The 24,066-nt window shown below is 69.2% G+C and carries 19 protein-coding genes and 1 pseudogene; 6 read left to right on the plus strand and 14 right to left on the minus strand.

Going from position 1 to position 24,066, the window contains the following annotated elements:
- Positions 1–25: 25 nt before the first annotated feature.
- Complete coding sequence (locus ACWD2L_RS34400) at positions 26–802, plus strand: IclR family transcriptional regulator (protein ID WP_451192981.1); 777 nt, start codon at positions 26–28, stop codon at positions 800–802.
- A 57-nt stretch (positions 803–859) separates the two neighbouring features.
- Here ACWD2L_RS34400 and ACWD2L_RS34405 read toward each other — a convergent pair whose 3' ends face one another.
- From ACWD2L_RS34405 to ACWD2L_RS34415, 3 genes are all read right to left on the minus strand, one after another.
- A complete protein-coding gene (locus ACWD2L_RS34405; protein ID WP_451192984.1) occupies positions 860–2,236 on the minus strand; it encodes an MFS transporter in 1,377 nt (458 codons plus the stop codon).
- 50 nt (positions 2,237–2,286) lie between these two features.
- Complete coding sequence (locus ACWD2L_RS34410) at positions 2,287–3,012, minus strand: SDR family NAD(P)-dependent oxidoreductase (protein ID WP_451192987.1); 726 nt, start codon at positions 3,010–3,012, stop codon at positions 2,287–2,289.
- A gap of 159 nt (positions 3,013–3,171) precedes the next feature.
- Complete coding sequence (locus ACWD2L_RS34415; protein WP_451192990.1) at positions 3,172–4,758, minus strand: sigma factor; 1,587 nt, start codon at positions 4,756–4,758, stop codon at positions 3,172–3,174.
- A 229-nt stretch (positions 4,759–4,987) separates the two neighbouring features.
- Between ACWD2L_RS34415 and ACWD2L_RS34420 the strand changes: the two genes are divergently transcribed.
- The 4 genes from ACWD2L_RS34420 to ACWD2L_RS34435 all read left to right on the plus strand — a co-directional run bounded on the left by ACWD2L_RS34420 (position 4,988) and on the right by ACWD2L_RS34435 (position 9,215).
- Positions 4,988–5,428, plus strand: coding sequence for an SsgA family sporulation/cell division regulator (locus ACWD2L_RS34420; protein WP_451192992.1), 441 nt, complete (start codon positions 4,988–4,990; stop codon positions 5,426–5,428).
- 157 nt (positions 5,429–5,585) lie between these two features.
- Positions 5,586–7,592 carry an ATP-binding protein gene (locus tag ACWD2L_RS34425; RefSeq protein WP_451192995.1) on the plus strand — a complete coding sequence of 669 codons (2,007 nt, stop codon included), beginning with the start codon at positions 5,586–5,588 and terminating at the stop codon, positions 7,590–7,592.
- Between the two features lie 9 nt (positions 7,593–7,601).
- Complete coding sequence (locus ACWD2L_RS34430) at positions 7,602–8,912, plus strand: SUKH-4 family immunity protein (protein ID WP_451192998.1); 1,311 nt, start codon at positions 7,602–7,604, stop codon at positions 8,910–8,912.
- Positions 8,913–8,939: 27 nt separating this feature from the next.
- Positions 8,940–9,215, plus strand: coding sequence for a DUF6406 domain-containing protein (locus tag ACWD2L_RS34435; RefSeq protein WP_451193001.1), 276 nt, complete (start codon positions 8,940–8,942; stop codon positions 9,213–9,215).
- 53 nt (positions 9,216–9,268) lie between these two features.
- Here the strand turns inward: ACWD2L_RS34435 and ACWD2L_RS34440 are convergent.
- The 11 genes and pseudogenes from ACWD2L_RS34440 to ACWD2L_RS34490 form a co-directional block, all read right to left on the minus strand.
- Positions 9,269–10,120, minus strand: a pseudogene (locus ACWD2L_RS34440) (transposase family protein).
- Positions 10,121–10,417: 297 nt separating this feature from the next.
- On the minus strand, positions 10,418–10,690 hold the full coding sequence (locus tag ACWD2L_RS34445) for a DUF6406 domain-containing protein (protein WP_451193004.1): 273 nt from the start codon (positions 10,688–10,690) through the stop codon (positions 10,418–10,420).
- 51 nt (positions 10,691–10,741) lie between these two features.
- Entirely contained in the window at positions 10,742–12,964 is a 2,223-nt protein-coding gene (locus tag ACWD2L_RS34450) for an SUKH-4 family immunity protein (protein WP_451193007.1), read from the minus strand.
- Between the two features lie 167 nt (positions 12,965–13,131).
- Positions 13,132–13,650 (minus strand): hypothetical protein, encoded by a 519-nt coding sequence (locus ACWD2L_RS34455; RefSeq protein ID WP_451193009.1) that lies wholly within the window; start codon positions 13,648–13,650, stop codon positions 13,132–13,134.
- 100 nt (positions 13,651–13,750) lie between these two features.
- Positions 13,751–14,104 carry a toxin-antitoxin system YwqK family antitoxin gene (locus ACWD2L_RS34460; RefSeq protein ID WP_451193012.1) on the minus strand — a complete coding sequence of 118 codons (354 nt, stop codon included), beginning with the start codon at positions 14,102–14,104 and terminating at the stop codon, positions 13,751–13,753.
- A 117-nt stretch (positions 14,105–14,221) separates the two neighbouring features.
- Entirely contained in the window at positions 14,222–15,079 is an 858-nt protein-coding gene (locus ACWD2L_RS34465; RefSeq protein WP_451193015.1) for a hypothetical protein, read from the minus strand.
- A complete protein-coding gene (locus tag ACWD2L_RS34470) occupies positions 15,012–21,350 on the minus strand; it encodes a toxin glutamine deamidase domain-containing protein (protein ID WP_451193088.1) in 6,339 nt (2,112 codons plus the stop codon). The genes ACWD2L_RS34465 and ACWD2L_RS34470 overlap by 68 nt, the downstream gene beginning before the upstream one ends.
- 174 nt (positions 21,351–21,524) lie before the next feature.
- Positions 21,525–21,836: a hypothetical protein gene (locus ACWD2L_RS34475; RefSeq protein ID WP_451193018.1), complete on the minus strand. Its 312-nt coding sequence runs from the start codon at positions 21,834–21,836 to the stop codon at positions 21,525–21,527.
- Positions 21,837–21,895: 59 nt separating this feature from the next.
- On the minus strand, positions 21,896–22,366 hold the full coding sequence (locus tag ACWD2L_RS34480) for a hypothetical protein (RefSeq protein ID WP_451193021.1): 471 nt from the start codon (positions 22,364–22,366) through the stop codon (positions 21,896–21,898).
- 95 nt (positions 22,367–22,461) lie between these two features.
- The gene (locus tag ACWD2L_RS34485; protein ID WP_451193023.1) at positions 22,462–22,905 is read right to left on the minus strand and encodes a hypothetical protein; all 444 of its coding nucleotides are present in this window, start codon (positions 22,903–22,905) and stop codon (positions 22,462–22,464) included.
- Positions 22,906–23,047: 142 nt separating this feature from the next.
- A complete protein-coding gene (locus ACWD2L_RS34490; protein WP_451193026.1) occupies positions 23,048–23,278 on the minus strand; it encodes a DUF7489 domain-containing protein in 231 nt (76 codons plus the stop codon).
- Positions 23,279–23,458: 180 nt separating this feature from the next.
- Here ACWD2L_RS34490 and ACWD2L_RS34495 point away from each other — a divergent pair, with 180 nt between their 5' ends.
- Entirely contained in the window at positions 23,459–24,046 is a 588-nt protein-coding gene (locus ACWD2L_RS34495; RefSeq protein WP_451193029.1) for a GntR family transcriptional regulator, read from the plus strand.
- The last annotated feature ends 20 nt before the right edge of the window (positions 24,047–24,066 follow it).

The raw sequence follows: 24,066 nt of genomic DNA on the forward strand, positions 1-24,066 counted from the left end.
ACGCAATAGAACCTAAGGTTCTTGCATGGAGCGCAATGAAGAGTTTCGCGTGGAGGCGGCGCACCGCGTGCTCGTCCTCGTCAAACTGCTCGCATCGGCAGGCTCGTTGAGCGTCACGGAGGCCGCGGCCGCCCTGGACGTCAACCCGTCCACCGCCCAGCGGCTGCTCGCCACGATGGTCGGAGACGGGTTCGCGTTGCGGGGCGAGCGACGCCGCTATGTCCCGGGCCCCGACCTGACGCGCCCCGCCACCGTCTCCGCCCCCACGCTGCGCGACCAGGTGCGCCCTTACCTGGAACAGCTCTTCGAGGAGGTGAACGAGACCGTCCACCTCGCCACTCTCGTCGGCACGGAGATCCATCACGTCGACGGCATCGAAGCCACCGAGCACGTCATCCGGTTCGGCCTGCGCACCGGCGTGCGCCTGTCAGCCCACGTCACTTCCACCGGCAAGGCCATGCTCGCCGGCCTCTCCGACGACGACGTCCAAGCCCGCTACCAGGTGGCCGCCAGCGGTCGCCGCAGGAGCCCTCTCGGGGCCGACATGGAGCGCCTGCAAAAGGCCTTGGACAAGGTCCGCAAGCAGCGCGTCGCCTCCAACTTCGAGGAGAGCGAGGTCGGCGTGGCCGCCTTCGGCATCAGCCTCGGCAGCCAGGAAGGGCAGCACGCAGCCCTCAGCATCGCCCTGCCCGTCATGCGGTGCGGACGCGCCGACGTCGCCCGCTTCGGCGAGGCGCTCACCACAGTCGCCGACCGCTATCTGACGGACCGTTATCTCTCCGGCCAGAGCCGGGCACGCTGAAGCGGGGCGGGCACCCCTGTGGGGGCGCCCGCCCCGCTTCGACACATCACGAGGGGGTCAGTCGGTCTGACGACCCAGCTGCGCCAGGGGGACCCGGTGGGTCTCGCGGGCCGTGGCCACCGCGATCGCGGAGATCACACAGGCCAGTGAGGTGAGCGCGGCCGCCGGCCACCAGGAGTCGCCGGTCGCGGAGGAGACGGCCTGGATGATCGTCGGGGAGAACCCGGTGAGGACCATGCCCAGTTGCAGGCCCACCGCCATGCCGCTGACGCGGAAGCGGACGTTGAACATCTCGCTGAAGAAGACCGGGTACACCGCGTTCGTCGCGGCGAACGCGAGCGTGATGCACAGGAAGAAGCCCAGGTAGATCATCGGCACGTCACCGTTGCCCACGGCCCAGAAGAACTGCCACACCGCCACCGCGCCGAACAGATTCCCGCCGATCAGCACCGGGCGCCGGCCCACCTTGTCACTCAGCGCGGCGAACAGCGGCTGCATCACCAGGGCGGTGGCATACCCGAACACGACCGCCCACAGCATCGTCGAGGACGGCACCCCGATCACGTGCGTCGCATACGTCAGCCCCCACACCGGCACCACCGAGCTGATGACGATCAAGAAGGCCGCGAAGGCGACGCGCACCACGTCCGCGGGCTGATGCTTGAGGACCAGGCCGATCGGCGCCTTGCTGAGCTTTCCCTGCTCCTTCTGCTCCTTGAATGCCTTCGGGTCCTCCAGGGAGCGACGGATGACGGAGCCGACGATCACCAGGGCCGCGGAGGCCCAGAACGGCACCCGCCAACCCCAGGCCATCATCTGTTCCTCGGGAAGCGCCGCCACTCCGATGAAGGCCAAGGTGGCCAGGATGTAGCCCACCCAGATGCCGTTCACCATCCACGAGCAGTACAGGCCCCTGCGTCCCTCCGGGGCGTGCTCCAACGTCAACGATGCCGACCCGGAGGCCTCGCCTCCCACCGACAGGCCCTGGAACAGCCGCAGCGCGATCAGCGCGCCCGGCGCCCACATGCCTATCGAGGCGTACGAGGGCAGACAGCCGACGAGGAACGTCGCCACACCCATCACCATCAGCGTGATGATCATGATGTTGCGACGCCCGAACCGGTCACCGATGTGACCGGCCGCGAAGCCGCCCAGCGGGCGGGCCACGTACGCCACTCCGTAGGAACCCAGGCTCAGCAGCAGCCCCCTCGCTCCGGCGTCCGGGAAGAACACCTGACTGAAGACCAAGGCCGAGGCCGAGGCGTAGATGTACATGTCGTAGTACTCCAGCGCGGAGCCCACGAAACCGGCGGCAGAGGCCTTCTTGCCTTGGCTGAGGCCGCTCCGACCGGAGCTGGTCGAGGCAGGAGTCGCGCCGGGCTCCGAGCCGGTCGTGACCGGGGAACCGACGTGTGACCTGGTCGCCTTTGACATGGTGCGCAGTCCTGTTCTTCGAGAGGCGTGCGTCCTCGCACGCCTCGATGTCAGTAGTCGGCCCGGCCGCCCGAGGCGTCGTACACGAACCCGGTCGTGAACGACGCCTGCGGCGAGACGATGTAGGAGACCAGGTGCGCGATCTCGTCGACGGTCCCGAAGCGGCGCATCGGTATGAGGGACTTCTGCACCTCCTGCCGCTCCGGCGTCATGCCCTGAATGAGGGGTGTCTCCACTGACGCCGGCGCGATGGCGTTCACCGTCACGCCGGAGGCGGCGTACTCCTTGCCGACGGACTTCACCATCCCGATCACCCCGGCCTTCGAGGCCGAGTAGGCCGCCATCTGCGGATTCCCCTCCTTGCCTGCCATGGAGGCGATGTGCACGATCCGCCCGTAGCCGCGCGGCAGCATCAACTGCAGAGCCGCCCGCGTCACCGTGAACGCACCCCCGAGGTTGAGGTCCACGATTCGCTCGAACGTCTGCTGCGACGTCTCCACGGTCGGGGCGACAGGGCCGAGGATCCCCGCGCAGTTCACGACGATCTCTACCGCCCCGAACATCTCCTCGGCGCGCATCAGGGCCGAGTCCACCGACGCCACGTCCGTCACGTCCACCGGGCCCGTCCCGCCCGCCACTTCACTGCTCCACGAGGCCGACGGCAGGTCCAGGGCCTGCGTCCTGACCCCCTGCCCGCGCAGTGTCTCCACGATCGCGGCACCCATGCCGCTACAGGCGCCGACCACCACCGCATGCTGTTCCCGGTCTGTTGCCACGGCCTGCTCCCCCTGCGTGAACGTCGTCCGCCGTCCACCGGAGCGGGCATGCCCCGGCGATGGTGTGACGCTAGGCAGAGTTGCGGTGTCGGCAAAGCAATCCTGCACAACTTGCGTTCAGCGCAATGAATGCATGGCGGCCAACGCCGTGCCGCGGCGTCAGCCGGCGTGGCAGAGGTAGATCGGGCCGAGCCAGTGGGTGCAGGTGGGAGCGGGGGCAGGGGTGCTGGGCTCCGGCTCCGGGGGAGTGGTGGGCGCGGGCTCCGTCGGGGTGGAGGGCTCGGGGGTCGGCGTCGGTGTCTGCGCGGGTGGTGTCGTGGGCGTGGGCGTGGGCGTGGGTGTGGGTGTGGGTGTGGGAGTCGGGGTGGGGGTGGTGGGTGGTTCGGCCGGGGTGTCGCCGGACGACGGCTCGTCCGCCTTGGGCTCCCTCGGTACGGACCGCTCGGACGTGGGCGGGTCCGGGGGAGTGGTGGGCGTGGCCGGGGCCGCGGAGTCCGGTGATGTGTCCGGCGCCTTGGGAGCCGGCGGAGCGTCCGGGGTCTTGGGAGCCGCCGGCGCCTGCTTGTTCGCGGAGCCGCCCGGCGCCGCCTGCGAGTCGGGTTCGGTCGTACCCTGCGACCGACCCTGCGGGGCAACGTGCGTACGTGGGCCGGGTGTTGAGGGGTGCGCGGACGGCGCCGACGGGGCGCTGTCACGCTCGGCGGGTGCCTCGCTCTGCACCGCCGCCGACCGCTGGGGCGGCACCGTATCGCTGTTCCCGGCGAACATGAGCCCACCCGCGACGGCGGCTCCCGCCACCGAGACCCCGAGCACCCCGGCCAGGGCGCCCTGCGCCTTCGCCCCGCCGGTCAGCGCGTGCCGCACGCCGTGCAGCAGCCCGGAACCGGACCCGTGCCCACCGGTCGCGGCGCCGGTCGCCCCCGCTCCGGCCGCGAGCGGCACCAGGAACTTCCCGGCCCCGCCGAGCACGAAGATCAGGAGCGCCGGACCCACCAGGGCCGGCAGCCGGTCGTTGGCGCGCAGCAGGACCGTGAGTCGCGCCCGGCAGTCGTCGCAGTCGTCGACGTGCGCGAGGAGCTTCTCCGACTGGCGCGCGGACGCGCTGCCACGCACGTGCGCGGGCATCCGGTCCCAGTGGGGCTCGCACGCGGGATCGTCCGGGGTGCCCGGATGTGCCCGCAGGAACCCCTGCCGCATGCCCTCCCGAGCCCGGTGCAGCAGCACGGCCGTGGCGCCGCTGCCCGCGCCGATGCCCCGGCCCACCGCCTCCAGCGGCTGACCCTCCGCCTCGGAGAGCCACAGGGCCTTCACCCACCGTTTCGGCAGCTGCCCGAGGACCTGGGACAGCAGGTCCACGGCGGAGGCGCGGGCGGCCGGGTCCTGGTCGCCGTACGCCCCGGCGTCGTACGCACCGTTCGACACGTGCACCGGCTCGATGCCCGCGTGCGGGTCGAGGGGTGTCTCGCGCGCGGCCCCGCGTCCCGCTGAGGCGGCGAGGTGCCGCACGGTCGTCGTCAGGTACGCCGCCACGTTGTCGATGACATGCCCGGCGGCAAGGCGCCGCCAGACCCGGAAGTGCGCCTCGGCGACGAGGTCGTCGGCGAGCCAGGGGCTGCCGGTCAGCGAGCGGGCGTACGCGACGAGGCGAGGCTGCTCCGCTTCGTAGATCCGCGCGTACGCGGTCGGGCTGAGGCCGTCTTCCGTGACGGCGGCGGGTATCGGCGCGGCGGCGGGGCCGTCGGTCATGGCAGGAGTCTTCCGTTCCGTCCGACTGCGGCGGTGCTCTGGCGGTGCTTTGCCACTCGGCCCGACTGCGGATCGGGCGAGGATTTTGCAACCGTAATTCACAAATGTCGGATTATGGAGGGGTGGGTGGCGTAGGTCACAACCGCCTTTTCCGGAAACGCCGTAATGTCCCGCCCCGCCGTCGCGTCGAACTGGCACCTGGAACCCGCAGAGCAGAAAGGGACCTGCCATGCCGACCACGCTGCCCGTCACGCTCGAACAGCCCGCCCACGCCCGCATCGTCACCGCCGAGGGGCAGGGGCCCGAGCGCAGTGTCACTGTCACCCTCCGTTATGAATCCGCCGATCCGCTCGCCCTCCAGCTGGTGTTCCCCGCCGAGGCCACGCTCGCCGGGGTCGAAGTGACATGGGCCTTCGCGCGCACCCTCCTCGACGACGGCCTGCGCGTACCGACCGGGACCGGGGACATCCACGTGTGGCCGTGCGGCCGTGCACGCACCGTCGTCGAGCTGCACGCGCCACAGGGGATGGCCGTGGTCCAGTTCGACACCTCGGCCCTGCGCCGCTTCCTGCTGCGTACGTACGCGCTCGTGCCGGCGGGCAAGGAGAATGTGGAGGCCGTCGTCGACCGCGCGCTCGCCACGCTCTTCGGCCCCGACGCCGAGCGGTGATGCCTTCCGGCACGTGTGTGGCGGGGCCGGCGCCACACCTGGGTAACAAGCGGCGGACGGGGCGTGATTCGCCCCGTGCGACGCCCATAGGATGAACGCCGTACGGTCAACACGAATTGACCTGACGGTGCCGGACGGACAGGACGACGGGGGAGCGATGACCAGCCCGACCCAGGCCCCAGCGCGGGCCGAGGCCGCCTATGAGCCCCACCCGTACATCGGGGGCCGCAACGCCGCGCTGCGCGCGCTCGCCGCGTGGCGGATGGAGTGGCCGGGCGCGCCCCGGGTCGTCATCCTGACCGGAAGTCCGGGCACCGGGTGTTCGCGGCTGCTCACCGGGTTCCTGATGCTCTGCGACCCGGAGTACCGCAAGGGGCTCGAACTCGACGCGTTCGATCCGGCGACCGTGCCTCCGGACCTGCCCGCGCCCGCCGTGCCGACCGTCGCCGGGCTGACGGCGGCTCAGGCGCTGTGGCTGCTTGCCGACCACTACGAGTTGACCGCGACCCGCACCGCCGACATCTTCCCCGAGCTCGGCCAACTCCCGTCCTCCGGGCGGCCGGTGACGATCGTCGTGCCGGATGTGGACCGGGCGGGACCGGTGCGGGGGGCGGGGGAGCCTGCGCGCGTGGTGCGGGACGTGCTCAAGCCCCTCGCCGCTGTCGAGTCCGTACGCCTGCTCGCCGAGGTGCCCCGGGAGTTCGCCGCCGAGCTGGCGGAGGGGCTGCCGTCCGGCGCGGCCCGGATCATCGACCTCGACGCGCCCGAGTGGGCCGACCCCGAAGGCCTCGTACTGCAGGCGGAGGCGCTCCTCAATCCCCAATTCGGCGCCCCTGAACTGCCGTTCACGACCGACCCCGACGCCCGGCGCGCGCTCGCCGAGGCGATCGCCCGGTACGCGGGCGACGGCGCGGGCAGCCGCCTGACCGTCCACCTCGCCGTCCAGTCGATCCTGACGCACCCGGAGGGGTTCGACCCGGCGGACCCGGGTCAACTCCCGGGCAGCGTAGGCGAAGTGCTCGACCTGCACGCCCAGCGCCTCGACGCCCACCCCCGCACCCTGCGGCAGATCCTCGCGCCGCTCGCCCTCGCCGAGGGCGACGGCCTGCCCGTGCACCTGCTGACCCCGCTCGCCTCCGCCGTCGCCGAGCGGGACATGAGCGAGGACATGGCCAAGGGCATGCTGCTCGCCGCCCCCTTCATCCGCCCCGTCGAGAGGGCCGGCGAAGACACCCCCGAGGACGAGCGGACACTCGTCGCGCTGCAACACCCCGGCATCGGCGAGGCCGTTCGGGCAGGCATCGCGGACGTGCCGGGCGCTCAGGCACGCATCGCCATGGAGCTACTGGAGGCCGTCCCCGATCAGGACTGGGCGAAGGCAGGCGAGTACGTCCGCGACCGCATCGCGGGACACACCTTGGCGGCAGGACTGCTGCCCCGACTCCTCACCGACCCCAACCTGTTCGCCCACGCCGACCCGGTGCTGCTGCGCGCCGCGGTGGAGGCCCTGCCCGCCGAGCAGTTGGAGGCCCCGGCCCGCACGTATCTGCGTACGGCCCCACTGCTCACCCGCACCCAGGCGCCCGCCATGCTGCGCGCGGCGTTCCTGGAGACCGCGTTCGTCGAGGACGGGCTGGCGGAGTACGCGGCGGTGTTGAGGCGGTCGCTGCCGGAGCTTCCTTGGCACACGTTGTGGAGTGTGCCGGTGGCCGGGGTCGAGGGGGTGACCGTCGGCAGTCTGCCGGGGGAGCAGGGACCAGTCGCGGTCGCCGTCAGCGTGGTACCTCAAGGCGCCCCGGGCGCACACCCGTTGCAGGCGGACGACCCCGATTCGTCCGCCGTGCTCGTGCACGACCTCGTGACCGGCGCCGTCATCGACGCCGACCCGGCGCGGATCCAGCGCCCGTCGGAAGACGATCGTGCCGCGGCACCGCTCGGATTCAGCCGGGGCGCCGACTACGTCCGTGTCTGGCATCGCGGCGAGCAGCACGGCGACGAGAAGATCGTCACGGCCCTGGTCTCCGCCACACCCGTAACGGGAACCGACATCTCCCCCGACGGCATCCTCCTTGTCGCCACGGAGGGTGGTGTGAAGGCGCTGCGGATCCGTCCGGCGCCGCCCGTATCGGACCGCCTGCACTCAGCCCCCGCCCAAGACTCGTAGGGAGTTCCCGTGATCAGCCAGGAGCAGGCGCTCGCGACCGCCGAGGGGTGGCTCAACCCCGAGGGACAGCAGCGCCGCGAGGTCCGGATCCAGGAGTTCGACCTGGGCTGGGTGGTGTGGGCCGCCGCCCCGCCGCTCGAGCGCGACCCGGTCACGGGCAAGCGCCGACCGCCCGCCACGATCGGCCACTCCTGCGGCGTCGTCGACCGCCACACCGGCGAGCTGAGCACCTGGCCGTCCGTGCCGGTCGAGGAAGTCGTGCGGATGTACCAGCAGAAGCACGGCGGGGGCGAGGAGACGACGGAGCCGCCGGTCACGGGCCCCGGCAACACGGCGGTCTTCACGTACGTCGACCCGGCCACCGGCGAGGAGACGAGCCTCGCCCAGAACTCCGCCCCCGGCGAGCCGCACTCCGAGTACCAGGCGATGGCGGAGCTCGACCGCCTCGGTGTCCCCGCGCGGAACGTGCTCGCGATCCACACCGACCTCAGCTCCAGCCCGCTTCCCGGCGGCTACCCGGGCCTGCTGCTCGGCCGCCGTTTCCCCCACGCCAAGTTCAGCTGCGTACAGGAGTACGGCCTGCGCGGCGAGGAGCGTGCCGAGGCGGTCGCCGGCCTGATCGAACACGTCGAGGAGATGCACCGGATCGCCGGACAGCAGCCGCCGCCCCGGCCCCACCGCACGCCGGTGCCGACCGACGTGGAACCGGCCGAGCCCATCCGCGACGTCGCCCTCGGCCGCGAACTGACGGAGGCTTTCGGCGCCGACGACGTACGCCGCTACGCCGCGGACGACGTGGCGGGCACGCCTCTTCCAGAGGCCGCCAAGGCCACGCTCACGTGGGCGGGTCTTCCGGCCGACATCGCGTTCTTCTTCACGGCGGACGGCCCGCAGGCGGGGCTCCCGGGCGGGCTGTTCGGCAACGCCGCCGCGCACCTGCGCGAGACCGGCTCGCAGGCAGGCGCGGACGCCCTCGCATTCCTGGAGGGCCACGTCCGGATCGGCACCGACGGCGTCGCCCTGATCACCGTCCAGTGCACGGGATCGGACCTGGCGGGCGAGCCGGTCGGCCAGATCTGGGCCGTCACCCCGGACGACGGCGCGGGCCGCCGCGTCAACGCCTCGGTGTCCGCCTTCGCCCGCTCCCTCGCGCTCCTGCACACCACGCGCGAAGAGATGATCGCGCTCGACCCGGTCATGGCGGGCAGCGCTGTCGCCGACCTCCAGGAGCAGCTGGTCGCCATCGACGCGTCGTCCCTGGACGATCCGCGGAATTGGTGGTCGGTGATCGTCGAGCAGATGTGGCACGGGTTGTTCTGATCGCACCGATCGGTTGGGGGACGCGAGGTGAGCGGTGCCGACACGGTGGGTCTCTGGCACGGGATCCAGCGAAGCCTCGGATACGCCGACTTCTCGGTGATGGACATCTACAGGGACCCCGACGGCTCCGTCAGGGTCCGACTCGCGATCGGCGTGGCCACCGAAAGTCAGTACCACGTCCTCCACGTCGGGGACACTTTCCCCGTGGGCACCGAGACATGGCAGCTCACCGAGTTGACGGGTTGGCCGAGCGAGGACGACTGGCTCGTGACACTGCGCCGCATCGCGACGTCTCCGACCTGAGGGACGCACGCGAAGGCGGTACGGCAGTTCGCGGCAGTGAGCTCTTTCCAACCTCACGTTGATGCGTGGTGAAGGACGAGGACGGCCTTCACGATGTTGGTGATGCGGTTGGTGCTGCAGCGGAGTTTCCGCAGGAGCCGCCAGCCCTTGAGGGTGGCCATGGCCTGCTCACCGACACAGCGGATCTTGGCGTGGGTGGTCTTGTGGCGACGCTGCCATCGTTTGAGCCTGCGGCCACGGAACGGGACGCGGACGGGTCCGCCGGCGCCTTGATACGCCTTGATACGCCTTGATCGACGGATCAAGGCAAGGACACGAGATTCCGGTCAGTCAGCCCAAGGGACAGATCCGTCGGTGACACCATCAGCCATCATCACTGTCCGCCCAGCATTTGAGGCCCACTGCGGCAAGGGCGTCGATGATCCCGTGCTGCCGGGCGGCGGTCAGATCGTGGGTCGAGCCGGCAAGGCCGGTGAGGCCCACAGCAGACGGCCGAACGGATCGGTGAGGACCTGGACGTTCATGCCGTGGCGTTTGTGTTTCCCGGAGTAGTACGGGGTGTCGGCGGCGATACGGTCGATGGGCAGCAGCGTGCCGTCGAGGATGACGAACGCCTTCGTCCGGATGGTCTTCATCGCCTCGGTCAGGGCCCGGGCGAGGGCGGCCAGGACCTCGATGGCCTCACGTATGTAGCGGTAGACGGTGGCGATCCCAATGCCGAACCCGGCCGCGAGCTGGGCGTATGTGTCACCACATCGCAGGTGGGCCAGGGCGAGCAGGGCCTGCCGTGCCACGGGAAGCCGTCGCCACCGGGTCCCGATGTCCCGACGTTTGGCTGTCAGTTGTCCGGCCAGGAACCGCAAGGTGCGGGTGGACAAGTCGATCGAGGACGGGTAGACGAGCACGCGAAGCTCCTGGCGGACACGGGTGATCTTGGTCGAGAACCCGTCTACCAGGAGCTTCGTCGTTGTGCAGGACTGTCCAACTCGCGGTCAGCGCCGCCAGCTTGGAAGAAGCTCACTGTTCGGAATGCGTTCGTGGGCCTGACGCATGACCGAAGAGCCGGTCGCCGCGACAGGTGACACTGCCTGTGTGTTGGCCCGCATGCCACCACTCGACGACGGCATCGACGAGTCCTCCCGAAGAGGCAGAGGCTGTCGGGTCGGTCATGTCACTCCTTGACGTTGGTGCTCCGGAACCCGTCACGGCAGTACGGTCGCAACGCGGCGCAGCACCACGATCCAGTCGTCCTCGCTCGGCCAATCCCTCAACTCGGCTAGCTGCCACGTCTCGCCACCCACAGGGAAGGTCTCGCGCACACGTAGGGTGTGATGCTGCGCTTCGCCGGAGACGGCCACGATCCGAACCCTCACGGATGCGTCGGACTCCCGGTAGATGTCGTTGACTGAGAACCTCGCGTTCTCAGACTTGCGTTGAATCCCGTGCCAGAGATGGATCGTGTCGTAACTGCTCACTCGGCATCCTCCAGGACGCGCATGGGCGCCTCCGACGCGCCACTCGTCGTGTCACTCGTGATCGAGGACGTACGACCAGGCGTGCTGCCTGCCGCCCTCCTCATCGACTGCGGCCAGCGCCTCCGGAACCCAATAAATGATCTGCCTTCGTTCGGAGTTGCCCCCAGGAGTGAGGTCACGGCTGCGGAGCCCGGTGATCCACAGCGCGACCATGGTCAGGAAGCTCTCCAGGCTGCTTGCGGCGGGAAGCGCGGTCAGATACTTCTCGTCCGGGCCGCCCGGATCGTCGTCGGTCGGGACGCGCAGGATGCGGCCCGTGGGCCCGTCGACGACGAGCTCGCCGCCCATCCACTTGCCGATCTGGAAGAAGGGGCCCTCCTCCGGGGGCTCGACATCATCCGGCCAGTCCACCTCGTCGAGCAGGTCGACGTCCCCGTCTCCGTACGGCAGGAGCGCCATGGCGCCCTCCGTCATGTCCGGCAGCCCGAACTCGGTGAGAAGGTCGCGTGTCGGCTGATGGGTCAACTCATCGGGAAGTTCCTCGGGTTCGGCCTCGAAGATCTCGTCCTCGCCGAACAGGGCGATCAGGTCTCGGTGGCTCGGCGGAGGGGCATCGACGGGACTGCTCGGGTCGGGGGCCGGGTAGTCCCGGGACAGCGGCTGCTGCCGGAGGCCGAAGGTGTCCGAAGGGTCCACGCCGTCCGCCGGCTGAATGGCCACCAGCCCCAGTTCGCCCCCGAACACGACGGCGTCACCCACGGCCAGTGGCGCGCAGGGCATCAGGAAATCGCGCTCGCTGCGCCGGGGTGATGACGAGGGGAACAGGTCGACGAGGCGACTGGGAGGAGCGGCAGGGGGAGGCAGGCCCAGGTCCGCACGGTGTCCCTGCGGAATCTCGTCGCCCTCCCAGGGGCCCGCGAGGAGCTCACCCGTCTCCGCGTCCCGGACGGAAACGTACGGTTCCGGCGATCTGTCGACCATCCGCTTCTGCAACCCGGCGATGGCGGGCCGTCCCTGCCGGCGAACTTCCGCCAGCCTGGAGAACCGGCCCGCCTCGAGGAAACGTGCGTGACACCCACCCGGCGGCCGCCAGCGGGCCCACTTCGTACGCCAGGGAAGCGAGACACCGGACGAGGCCACGGATTGCGCGAACGTGAAATCGTCGCGCGACCAGGACATCAAATGCAGCCAGGACGCCCACTCACGCTGGCTGTTCGGTTTAACGCCCCAGCCCCACAGGTGAATTGCGTCGGCTGCGGGGCTGTTGCCGGGGATGATGCTGCTGTGGCTGCGCGCCGCGTCGATGACTGCGGTCTGCGGCAGGTGGGCGACCGTGCGTCCGTCGCGCAGAAGGTCCTCGTACGACCCGGCCTGGACGGCGTGCATGGCGAGCCCGGTGGCGGCGTACAGCCCGACGGGGCCGGACTTGGCCCATCCTTCGGGATGGCGGAAATCGGCGGACGAACGCAGGAGCCAATCGGCCAAGTGCCGATTGACGCCCGTGAGTTGCTGGGCGTCGACTGCGCTCCGCAGGGCTTCGGCGATACCCTCGTCGGTGAAGGAAGCTCCGAGCGGGCCCATCCGGAGAACATCCGAATGCTCCTGGGCCAGCCCGGTGAGTTCGTCCGGCGTCATGGGTTCGCCGGTGAGGGCGGCAACGAGCTGTACCCACACGGGCACGGGCACGGTGCGCGGCTCTGCCAGGGCGAGTGCACGCAAGGCATTCGGAAGCTCGGGGGCCGGTGCGGCGGTGGCGGGCTCGGCCAGGTGGAAGAGGTTCTCGGGCTGGAGGCCCAGCGGCAGGAGTCCGGCGTCGGCATCGGTCAGCACGGCCAACTTCCGTGTCGCCAGCCGGCCGACGGTGTCGCGCAGGAGCCGCTGCGGCTCGTGCGACCGTCGAGTGTGCCCGGCGCGGCGGGTGTTGACGAGCACGAGCAACCGCTCCTCGCTCCACGCACCGAGCGCGTTCGGCCAGAACCCCCGCTCGCCGGGAGACAGGTCGACGCCCAGCGCGGTCAGGGCCTGATGCATCACTTGCTCGGCGCTGAGCCCCGCGACGTCGATCAGCACACTGCCCGGCACGTCCTCGTGCACCCGCCGCAGGACGGCCCCGGCATCGACACCTTCCGGGGCGACGACATGCGCGGCGCTGCCGCCCCGCCCACCGGCACGCCACCATGCGCCCACCCGACCGAGCACTTCTTCCGCGGGCATGCCCACCGATGTCACCGTCATGTCGCCTCTCGTCTCGTCGCCACGGCTACTGAACCCCATTACGGTAATGCGATGGCGCCGGGCCCGAGGCGCCGAGTCCTGGTCGCTCGGCCGTCAGGTTCACCGGGGGCACTTGAGGAGTGGGATCGATGCTCGGTCCACGCCCGCGGGTAGTGAAAGCCCCTCGCGGTAGAAGTCCGGCATATCGATGTCATCAAGGGCTGCTGTCAGTCGAGGTGAACTGCCGTCGGGTGTGTGAAGGATGCTCGCGACGTCGCCGTCCGGGGTGTACTCGAAGATGTAGAGCAGTTGGCCGTCATCGGCGTGGAAATTCTTCTGGATCTCTTCAAGGTGAGTTGGAGGTCGATCCGTAGCGTCATCAGAGCGGCATCGTAGGTGTGGCTACGCTCCAAGTGGACCAGATATCCAACGAGATTGCCCGCACTCGCGTACCTGCGAGAGACGCTCCAGCGGTACGGCCCGACGCGGCGGACGGTCGACTCGATCCCGAAGGGGATGCCGGGATGGTGAGACAGGTGATGGCCCCTGATGCTTTCCGGTTCGCTCGTCCAGTAATCGATATGAAAGAGGCGGCCGGAGTCATAGAGTTCGATGAACTGGGGGACGCCGAGCTCATTGACCTGAGCGCGCGTGTAGTCGCCGTAGGCCAGGGCATCCACGTGGCTGACCTCCTCCCCGGGGTAGAAGCCCCAATCCAAGTAGAAGCGCTGAAATTCGCTGAACACTCAGGCCTCGCACTTCCGTTCTTGTCCGCGGTCAGTCCCGTGCCTATGCACGCCAAGTGCGGCCTGGGCGAAGGCGTGCGTCCTCCGCGTTGAGCTGCGGCTACCTGTGATCGTAGGTTTTGTCCTCGATCAAGTTCCCGTCCTGGTCCCAGCGTTGGCGGCGGGTTCGTCGGCCCTTGGAGTTGAAGATACTGTGCTCGGACAGTTGGCCGTTCTTGTGCCACGTGCGGAAGTCGTTGACCGCGATCCCGTTGGCCGCCTCCGCTTCCATTTCTTTGGTGCCGTCCGAATACCACTGCCCCTGGGGGCCGTTCTGCACCCCGTTCGTGTAGGTCACGAGATCGACCACGAGTCCGCTCGCATCCTTCGAGACGACCTCGCCGGTGAACAACTCGTCCTGGTAGTAGACGAGCATGCCGTCATCCATCGGCGTGTCTTCATCGTCGATTCGCATGGCCTCGATCGATCTCCGGCGGAGGGGTCGAAGTGGCGGGCTGCGGTGTGATCGGTGGCGTCGACGATGATCACACTGGCGCTCTCCGACAGCCCCGCTGTGAGTTCAAGATGCCTATTACGCGGTGAGTGCGTCCCGGATGGATGACCGTACCCGGGCGTCTCCGCTCATGGCCAGATACTCGGCGAAAGCTCGCGCTTCCGGGGTATTCGAGCGCTGGACGATGGACACCGCGTGCAGGAGAGCGCGGGGACGTGGATCCTGCGCAAGCACATCCGTCGCCAATGAGATCGCGGTGGCTGCGTCTACGGGGGACAGGGAGGCGGCCAGGTCCACGAGTTGCGTGGCGAGGTCGAAGCTCACGGGCTTGCGTGCTGCGAGGGCCGATACTCCGCGCGCCACGACGGTGCGAATCGACACAAGCAGGGTTGCGGCTGTGGGGACGTCCAGTTGATCGCCGAGCTTCTCGTCGAAGTACTCGCGGTCCGCGATACCGATCAAATGCCCGAAGGCCTCGGTGCGTTGATCCCAGGTGCCCTTCTCGCGCGCGAGGACATCACTGTCGCCCACAGCGAGAGCCAGCTGGGCGAAAGTGTTGTCCACCGAGAACTTGCGGTCCAGGAGGAGGTCGTACCACGGTGCCCGTTTCGGGTTTCGGGTGGATTCGACCACCGCCGTGTACCCGGCAGGTTCGGCCCAGGTGGTCAGGGCAACGCAGGACAGGAAGCGCTCGCGGTCGTCGGCCGCCGGGTCCTGGAGGAGGGCGGTGAGCCCCGGCACGCGTTCTCGGTGCCGGGGGTCGTCGAGGGCTTCGTAGATCACGTCCTCGAGATCGTTGGTGGGTCGGCCCTTGAAGTCCGTGCCCAGCAGTGCCTGGAACCGGTTAGCTCCTGTTTCATGCACGAAGTCACCCACCGAGCGGCCCCTCAATGTAATCGCTTGGAACGACGCCCTTGATGAGCCATTCTTCGTCACGTCGCGTGTTCATCATGTCGATCATACGTTGTGCGATCCTCTTGGCCTTTGCGTTGCTCAGGCCTTGCGCTCGGGCCATTTCCTGGGCCTGCGACTTGCTGGTCCCAGGCGGAACAGTCAGGTCCACTGGCCTGCCGGCAATCCTGTCGGCGTTCTCCTGGATGAGGCTCTGGACCTTGTCGGGCGAGTAGACATCGACATCTTGGACACGGGCGGCAGCAATGTCCTGCTCCAGCCGGTCCAGATCAATGCGAATGCGATTCGACCCGAATGCCTTCGCGTTGGCACCTTCCGAACTCAAGGAGGTGTAAGGGCTGTCTGATTTCGCGGGATCGCGGCCCACTACGTGATCGATGACACTCGCGGTGCCGTGCGGGTTCGCGGGAACCAGGTTACCTTCCGCGTCGATGTGCGACTTGCGTTGGCCTCGACTGTTCGTCTCGGACTCGAAGTTGTCGTCCTGGCGTACGAGTCCGGGCCTGAGTTCATTGTCGCTCTCGCCCGTGGCAGGCGTCTCGGATGGAGGCTGTTCACTGTTGGGTGGTTCGGCGTTGCCGGCAGGATCCGCCGGAGGCCTGCGGTCCGTGCCTGCTGGGTTTGATGGCGGGGTGCGGTCCGCGCCCGCCAGGTCTGGTGGCAGTGGTGTGGTGTCGGGAGGGGTCTGGTTCTGGTCGTTCATCGTCGCGAGGAGGTTGTCGACGAAGTCCAGGTGCTGGTGGATCTCCTGGTCCATGAGACGGCGGTTCGGCGTCTTGTAGCCGTCCAACGCCTTGTTGATCTCTGCCTCGGATTCTCCCCGGGCCTGCCGGGTGGCGCGCTCCTGTGCCAGCAGACTGTCGCGCTGAGGATCGACTCGGTAGGTGGTGCTGTAGTGGACGGGCACCCCGTTCATCGCCTCGGAACTGCGGATCGTCCGGGAGCAGTCCGCGTGACCGGAATTGCCTGTGCGCAGACCACAGGGCTCACGCTCGGTGTACAGGCCGGCCACGCGGTACTGGGGACGCCCCTCGGCTGCTCTGCCGTTGTTGAGTTGCTCGATCGACTCGAGGATGTGGCTCTCCGAGTGCCGTGGTCGCACGGCGTCTCCTGCGGCCGGGACCGAGGAGTCGATGATGTAGTGGCTCTCGCCGTGCTCGTCGACGACCTCCACCACCGCGTAGTTCTTGTCGGAGAAGTCGGGGGAGTTGCGCTCCGTCTCGTCCAACAGATCCCTGAGGTCCTGCGGGACGTTGTCCTTGGGGCGAGCCGTGGCCTCTCGTCGGGTGGAGGCCACGGACTCGTGATGGTCGTGGGCCGGGTCCGTCCTCTGACGCTTCTTGGGCGGGGCGTCGGCGTACGGGTCGTTGTTGGGGGCGGGCTCCGGGCTTGCGCCCACCGCGTTGTTGGCATGGAAGGAGTGGCTCATCCGGGCCAAGGTCGCCAGCGCCGCGTACCGGTCGCCGTCGTTCATCTGCGACCACGCCGGGTCGAGGTGGCGGCGCAGATCGCTGTCGGTGAAGTTGGTCGCCGGCATCGAGACGTTGTCCCGGTGCGCCTGGAGCGCCTCCTTGTGCTCCTTCTTCGCCTCCGACGCGGTGTTCTTCGCGTCGTTCAGCCGCTGCTCGGCCGCCGGCCGCTCCGCCGGATCGGCCTTCTTCAGCGCCCTCTTGGCAGCGGCGAGCTCCTTCTTCGCGTCGTCGAGCGACTGCTTGGCGTCGCGGATGTGCTGCGCGGCCTCCACATGCTGTTGCCGTCGGTCCTGGGACTCCTGCAGCAATTCGTGCAAGGGGGAGGGATCGTCGCCGCGGGGCTCGGCCCAGGCACGCATCTGCTGCTGGACCGGATCCAGATCGATGCGCCGTACCGGGTGCTCCTCCCGGAGGTCCTGCTGCGATTGATCCGGAAGGAGGTTCGCATGCTGCTGGGTCGGGGATTCCGGGTCGGGGAGACTCTGATTGCGGTGCGCGCGAGTGGCTTCCGCACTGGGGTTGTTGGACTGAGAGGTGGAGCCTGCGGGGTTGTGCGGTGCGGATCCGGTGGTCTGTCCCTGGTTCTGCGCGGCAGGCTGGTTGGTGTTGTCGAGGGGGCGGCGGTTGGCGTCCAGGGGGATGGCGAAGACGCCGTTGTTGCCGTTGTGGAGCGGGGTGGTGCTGCTCTGGCCCGTCTGCGGGTCGGCGTAGACGATCTGGCCGTTGTGGTTGACCACGTTCCAGGCGTGGGCGCGGCCGTCGGCGTTCTGGGTGATGATCACGGCCTGTGAGCCGTGGCCCTCGTTGAGGAGGGAGGTCTCCAGGTTGTTGTACGCGTCCCGGCCGTCGCCGAAGTCGCTGAACTCCGCGCTCAGGGTGCTCTCGATACGGTCGCGGCCGCCCGGCTCCGGGGTGTCGGCTGGAGAGCCGTCCTCGTTCGGGCTGCGGCGGGCGGCGACCGTGGGGTTGCCGGCGTACGAATCGGTGAACGCCAGTGCTCCGTCGGGGCAGTTGACGTCGCGGCCGGAGTCGTCGGGGTTCTGGCCGCGGATGTCGCCCAGCCACGACCCTTCGCGCGGGTCGGGGGCCTGCTGGAACGAGCCGTCCTCGTTGCGCGGGAATCGTTCCTGCTGGGCGCGGGTGTCGGCGTCGGTGGGGTCGTCGTAGCCGTCAGGCGGGCCGGAGGGGCGGGTATCGGTGACCGGGCGGACCGGCTCCGCGGACTCCGACGGCTGGTTGTCGTCGTGGGAGTCGTGGGAGTCGTCGGAGTCCTGAGAGGCCTGGGAGTGGTCGGCGTCCTCGGAGTTCTGCGAGTCCTGGCTGTCCGGCGAATCCGTGTCGTGCTGGGGCTCTTGGGGCTCTTGGGGCTCTGGAGACTGCTGGGCGTCCTGGTCGGGCTCGGGGCTCTGAGGAGTGTCCTGACCGTTCTGGTCGGATGCGGTGTCCGAGCCCGGGGGCGTGGCGGTTGCCTGGTCGGGGTTCGGCTCTTGGGTGGTGGCCGTGTCCGTGTCGGGGGAGTCGGACTCGTTCTGCGGTGAGGTCGTCTCCGAGGTCGGCGTCGTATCCGTCGTGGTGCCGGGGCCTGGGGTTGCGTCGGAGTCCGGCGTCGCGTCGGGATCCGGGGTCGTCGACGGCTCGGGCGACGGGGAGGTTTTGGACGGTTCGGGCGACTGGGTGTCGGGTGTCGACTGGTTGGTCGACGAGTCGGAGTCCGGGGTGGTGGCCGTGTCCGGGGTGGTCTCCGTGGACGGGGCGGGTGTCGACGGGGTCAGGAAGTACGGGGTGATCGGGTTTCGGTTGGCGTCCAGCGGGGTGTAGAAGACCTCTGCGGCGCCCGTGTGGATCGGGTTCTCGCTGACGACACCCGTCTGTGCGTCGACGAACAGAACCTGGCCGTTGTGGTTGACCGCGGCGAACGCGTGGCCGCCACCGCCGGGCCAGTTGACCCCGATCACGGCTGCCGAACCGTGCCCGGCCTGCGACAGCTCGTGGGCTATTCGCGCGTACGGGCTGGGATGGTCGTTGCCCGCGTACGTGGGGGGTGCACCGGCCCAGCGCGTCTGGTTGTCGACCGATTCGCGCTCCGCCGAGAAGGTGTTCAGGCTGCCGTCCGCGTTCTGGTCCAACGTGCGCGGGGCGGACACCGTGGGGCGGCCGAACCATGTCTCGAGGAACGAACGGGTGCAGTCGGCGCAGTTGTTGGACCGACCGGGGACGCCAGGGCCGCCGTCGTTCTGGAGACCGGCCCAGTTGCCCTGCCGCGGGTCCGCGAACACCTGCGGGGTGCCGTCGGGATTCCTCGGGTGGGCGTTCTCGAGGTCCTGTTGGTGGGCGGGGTCGGGTGTGGTCAGGCCCTCGTGCGGGATGTTCAGGTCGTTGCGGATGTCCGAGAGGTCGTCCGCCTGGGGTGGGGGCGGGGGCGCTGTGGGCTGCTCGGGTGTGGCGGTGTTGCCGTCGTCAGTGGGCGGCTGGTGCTGGTTCTGGTCGGGCGTCTGGTTGGTGGCGTCCGGCTGTGGGGTGTTCGGCTGGTGGTTGTCCGGCTGTTGGTTGTTCTGGGCCGGCATCCCCTGGTCGTTCGGCCGGGACGTGGGGGATGACTGGTGGTTCGTCGGGCGGTCGCCGCGGGGCGGTGTGGTCGGGCGGCTCGGGGTCTCCGTGCGTGGCCTCTCGCTGCGCGGGCGCGATGCGGGGCCGTTCTGCTGGGTGTCCCGGGACGGCGTCGTGGGCCGGGTGCTCGGCTGGTCCGGACGCGGTGTCGTGGCGTTGGGAGTGCTTGCCCGCGGCGTCGTCGTGGGGCCGCCTGCCGCTGGTGCCTGGGTGGGGATGGGGCCGGCCGTCGGTGGCGGCATGGCGCCCGGGGGCGCCGTCGAGGGCGCCGCGGAGGACTGGGCCGCCTGCTGCGGGACGCCCGTGTCGGCAGTACCGGGGGCCGGGGGTGCCGCAGTGGCGGCGCCGCCCATGAGCCCGACTTCGGCGTCGTCCGGGTCGTGAGGGGTCGACGTCGGCTGTGACGGCGCGTGGCCCTGGCCGGGGCTTGCGTGGGAGGTGGGGGTGTTGCCGGGCATGGCGCCGCTCGGCATGCGGCCGGTGCCGGTGCCGGTGCCGGTGCCCTGGTTCTGGTTGTCGTTGTTGGTGCCGTCGCCGGAGTCGCCCGGTGTGGGGCCCTGGGCGTGCGCGGGCATGGTGCTGACCGAGTCGGGGTCGACCTGGTGTGTACCGGGGGCGGGGCTGGAGTTGTCCGGCGCCGGGGTCGGTGCGGCCTCGGGTGGCGTGGACGGCGTCGGCGAGGGCTCGGGGGTGTGCTGGTCCGGGATCGACGCGCCCTGGCCCGGGCTGGGGGTGTCGGCGCCACTATCTGGGCGGCTCGGGGTCGCGCCGTCCGGCGTGGTGTCCGGAGTCGGGGAGGTGCTGACGTCCGGCGTGGTGCCCGTGCTCCCGCTGGGCGAGGGATCGGAGGGCAGGGACGGTTCGTTGCCCGGTGGTGTGTTCGTCGGGGCGTCCGGGGTGCTGTCCGGTCGCGCGGAGTCGGGGGTGGTGTCGGGGGTCGGTCCGCCTTGGACGTCCGGCGTAGTGGCGGACGGCGTGGACGAGTCGGGGCTCGACGAGTCCGGCGTGGTCGAGTCCCCGCCCGACGGCTGACCGATGCTGTCCTGGTACGCCTGGGTACCCACGTCGAACGGGCTCGGCGGCTCGGAGCCACGGCTCGGCGCGGGCGAAGACGACGAGGTGTCCGACGAGCCTGGGCCGCCGGTCCCGTCCGCCTCGCCGCTCGGCGACGTACTCGGGGACGAGGAGGACGAGGACGGCGAGGACGACGACCCACCGATGTCCGGCGCCCTGCGCCCCGCGTCCCCGTCGCTCGAACTCGGCGAACTGCTGGAACTGGTGGAACCGCTCGAGGAGTCACCCGACGTCGAACCGGACGCGCTCGGCGAATCGCTGGAGCCGGAGCCGGGAGAGTTGCTGGACGAACTACCGCCACCGGACGACGAGTTACTGCTCGACGACGAACCTCCGGACGACGAATCGCTGGAGCTCGACGAGCTGCCACTGTCGGAGCTCGCCGAGCTGTCGCCGCCATCGCCCCCGCCATCACCCCCGCTCAACCCGTGCCGCGCCCCGTGCCCCGCCCGGGACCCGGCCCCGTCACGCAGGGACTCGCCGAACGTGGAGCCGGAGTTCTCCAGGGCGCTCTTGCCCTCTTCGTAACCCGTCTTGGCGGTGCGGCCCAGGTCGTAGCCCGACTGCTTGCCGAAGTTCTGCTCGACGGTCTGGGCGACGACGTCCGAGATCATGGCTTCGAGGGCGGAGACGAACGGTTCCTTGGCGGTCTCCAGTACCGCTTGCAGAATCTGTTGGGCGATCTCCTTGAGGAGTTTGCGCAGGATCATGCGCGTCGCGGCGGCCGCGCCCATCGCGCCGATCTCGGACAGGCCCAGAGTGAAGGGAGCGGCGGCCTGGGCCGCGGCGATCTCGAGCGCCAGGATGACCAGTTGGGCGATCACCGCGATCTTCAGCCCGATGATGAGCATCGCCGCGGCGTCCATGCAGACGGCGATCAGCTCGGCGCCCTGGCGGGCGTCGTCGAAGTAGCCGGAACCGCCGGCGAACTTCTCCCAGGTCTTGTTGAAGCCGTCGATGGAGTCCCCGGCGTTCTCCGCGAGAACGTTGCCGGCAGCGGTCAAGCCGCGGGACTGGAGGTCCGTCACATCGGCGGCGAACTGACGCCAGGTGTTGGCGCACTCCATCATCTTGTCTTCGTCGCCTGTGGGCCAGTCGAAGCCACACATCTCGAGAAGCCACTCAAGCCCGTTCGGCAGCATCAAAGCCACGACGAAGACCCCCGTTGTCCGCCATGTATTTCGTGTTGTCCCGGCCCTGTGGGCCGACTCGCGCCGTCTGCCGCCTTAACGTTGGCGCAGAGCCATGCTCATGCCAGAGTTTACCCAAAGGCTCCTCGGGCCCCTCAACTCTCCCGTGTCACAGTGCTGTTGCACTCAGCCGCTGGTGCGGCGCATGCTCCGGTAGAGGTCGATCGCCGAGTCCGGCGGGAAGTTGGGGACGTAGGTGACCGCACCATCGGTCTTGGAGATCACCATGTGGCTGCCGCCCAACGGCGCCTGGACGCCGGGCGGCGGCGGGGGCATGACGGCGTGCACGAGGAAGCCGATGTCGAACTCGGCCACATGCAACGGTGCCGGGTTCCCGGCCGGATCCAGGACTTCGAAGCGGGACCGGGCGGCGGCCAACGCCTCGTCGGGGGTGGAGGGGATGGGCTGTACCGGTTGCGGCGCGCCGGGCTGTGACACGGACTTCTCCTGTGCGTGAAGGGGTGACTGCGAGTCAGGGAAGTTGCTGCGAGGGCGTTTTACTTGTTCGCGGACTTCAGAACATGGACCTCGCCGCCGAACTGGTTCTCCGGCGTCTGCTCCTTGACCAGAGCCTCGTTGAAGTCCTCGTTCTCCTCGTGGTTCTTCGCCATCCGCTCCAACGCCTTGCCGATCTCGTTGAGCTTCGTGGCGAGGTGGTCCATCGAGTCCGTCATGCCGTCCCGCAGACCTTCGTAGACCACGCCGAACTTCTCGCCGAGTTCGTCGTCCCCCCAGGGAGGCGTCCCCTGCTTGTCGCTGAAGGTGGTCATGCCCTTCCAGGCGTCACCGGCGACGCTCGCGAACGACGTGTCCTTCGGGGCTTCGCCTCCGCCGCCCCCACCGTCGCCCTGCGCGGCCAGACCGCTCTTCAGTCTGGCGGTCGCCTGGTAGAACTCCCTGCCGATGTCGGAGAAGCTCCGCCCCTCGTTCTTCAGCGTCTCCGGATTGCTCCTGAACCCGTCACCCATGACTACGCCCCCGTTTCACCAACCGGCGCCACTGTGCCGCCGGTTCGCGTCCGTCTCATGTCAGTACCAGCGTACCCAGAGGCACTGACAAGCCCTCAACCCCGGTGGCCGCCCTGCCCCCGCCTCTTCGACCCCGTGAACAGGTTGGTCGAAGGACCGTCGCGCTCCTCGCGCTCCTTCTGCTCCTGCTCGTCCCGCTTGCGCTCCCACTCCTCGCGCTTTCCGCGCTCGGCCTCGCGGTCCTCCATGGTCTGCGACTCGGCGGCGTGCCGGATCTCGGTCATGCGGTCGCCCAGCGCGCCCATGTAGCGCTCGTCCTTGATGGCGTCCGTCATGCCCATGCGTCCCGAGAGGATGCCTTGGGCCATCTCCTGCAACGGGCCGTTCACGTTGGGGTTCCTGGCCAGCGTGCGCAGCGCCTTGTGGAGACTCTCGGCCTGCTCCGGATCCTGCGCGACGTCCATCAGCTCCGAGTCGTCGATCTCCCGATCGCCCGGACCCGGCCCACTTCCCGACCCGCTTCCCGACCTGTTGGTCACGAGGTCCCCCCTTCGAGTTCGAGCCCAGAGGGCCCTTCACGCGCACCGAACACGGTTGTCGCACTCGCTACAGCCTGTCGTAACTGTTGACGAGCTTATCCAGCCGACTGTTCGAACCGTCAACCGAACCCAAGGCGGACGTCTAGCGCGGCGCCTTGGCCGGGGCGGCGTTCCCTGCTTCCTTGACGAGATGGTCGCCACTGGTCAGTGACTCCCACAGGGGCCCGTCCACGCGGACCTTGAACGTCGTGCTGTCCTGGAGACGGACTTCGACGTAGTGGTAGACGCTGGAGCCGTCGGTCGCCCTCCGGGTCTTGTCGACGACGATCCCGTCCCAGGCGTCTTCTTTGTGAACTTTGCGGGATTTGAACATTTCCCCACTGTAGCTGTCGGTGTTGCGCCGAACTCCATGCTTGCCGCAGACCCATTGCCCTCGATGGTCCCGGCGGCTACCGTCCAATCGTATATGACATATGAGATTCCATTTGGGGGCGCGACCTTGCGAACCTTGCCTGTTTTCAGTCCGGTTGCCCTGCCGTCGCGGACCGCGCACGTGCTCGAGACCATCAAGGCGGCGATCCTCAACGGGGAGTTCAAGCCGGGGGCCCCGCTCGTGGAGAACGTGCTGGCGGGGGAGTTCGGTGTGTCGAAGACGCCCGTGCGTGAGGCGTTGAAGGCGCTGGAGGGATCGGGACTCGTCGTCATCAGGCCCTTCGCCGGTACGACGGTGCGGGAGTTGAGCGAGCAGGACGCGCTGGCGATCTACGACATGCGGCTGCTTCTGGAGCCGGAAGCGGTACGGCGCAGCGTCATCGCCGGAAGCGACTTCTCCGAAGCGGCACGGGCGTTGGAGCGGGCCGCGCTCGCCGAGGACGCCTCGACGCGCTCCACCGCCAACAGGGACTTCCACCGCGGCCTCTACGCCGGGTGCGGCAATCCGCTCCTCGTCCGCTCACTCGACGGGCTCCGGGACCAGACGGCGCTGGTCTCCGCGTCCTCCTGGGCCCGTTCGCCGTCGTGGCAGGAGGAGTCCCGCGAACACGCGGCCGTGCTCGAGTGCGTGCGCTCGGGGAAGGCCGATGATGCCGCGGCCCTTGTGCGCCGCCACATCGAAGGATTCGTGACCCGGCACCTTCAGTAGGCCCGGCATCTTCAGCAGAG

The organism is Streptomyces sp. NPDC002754 (genome assembly GCF_053592315.1).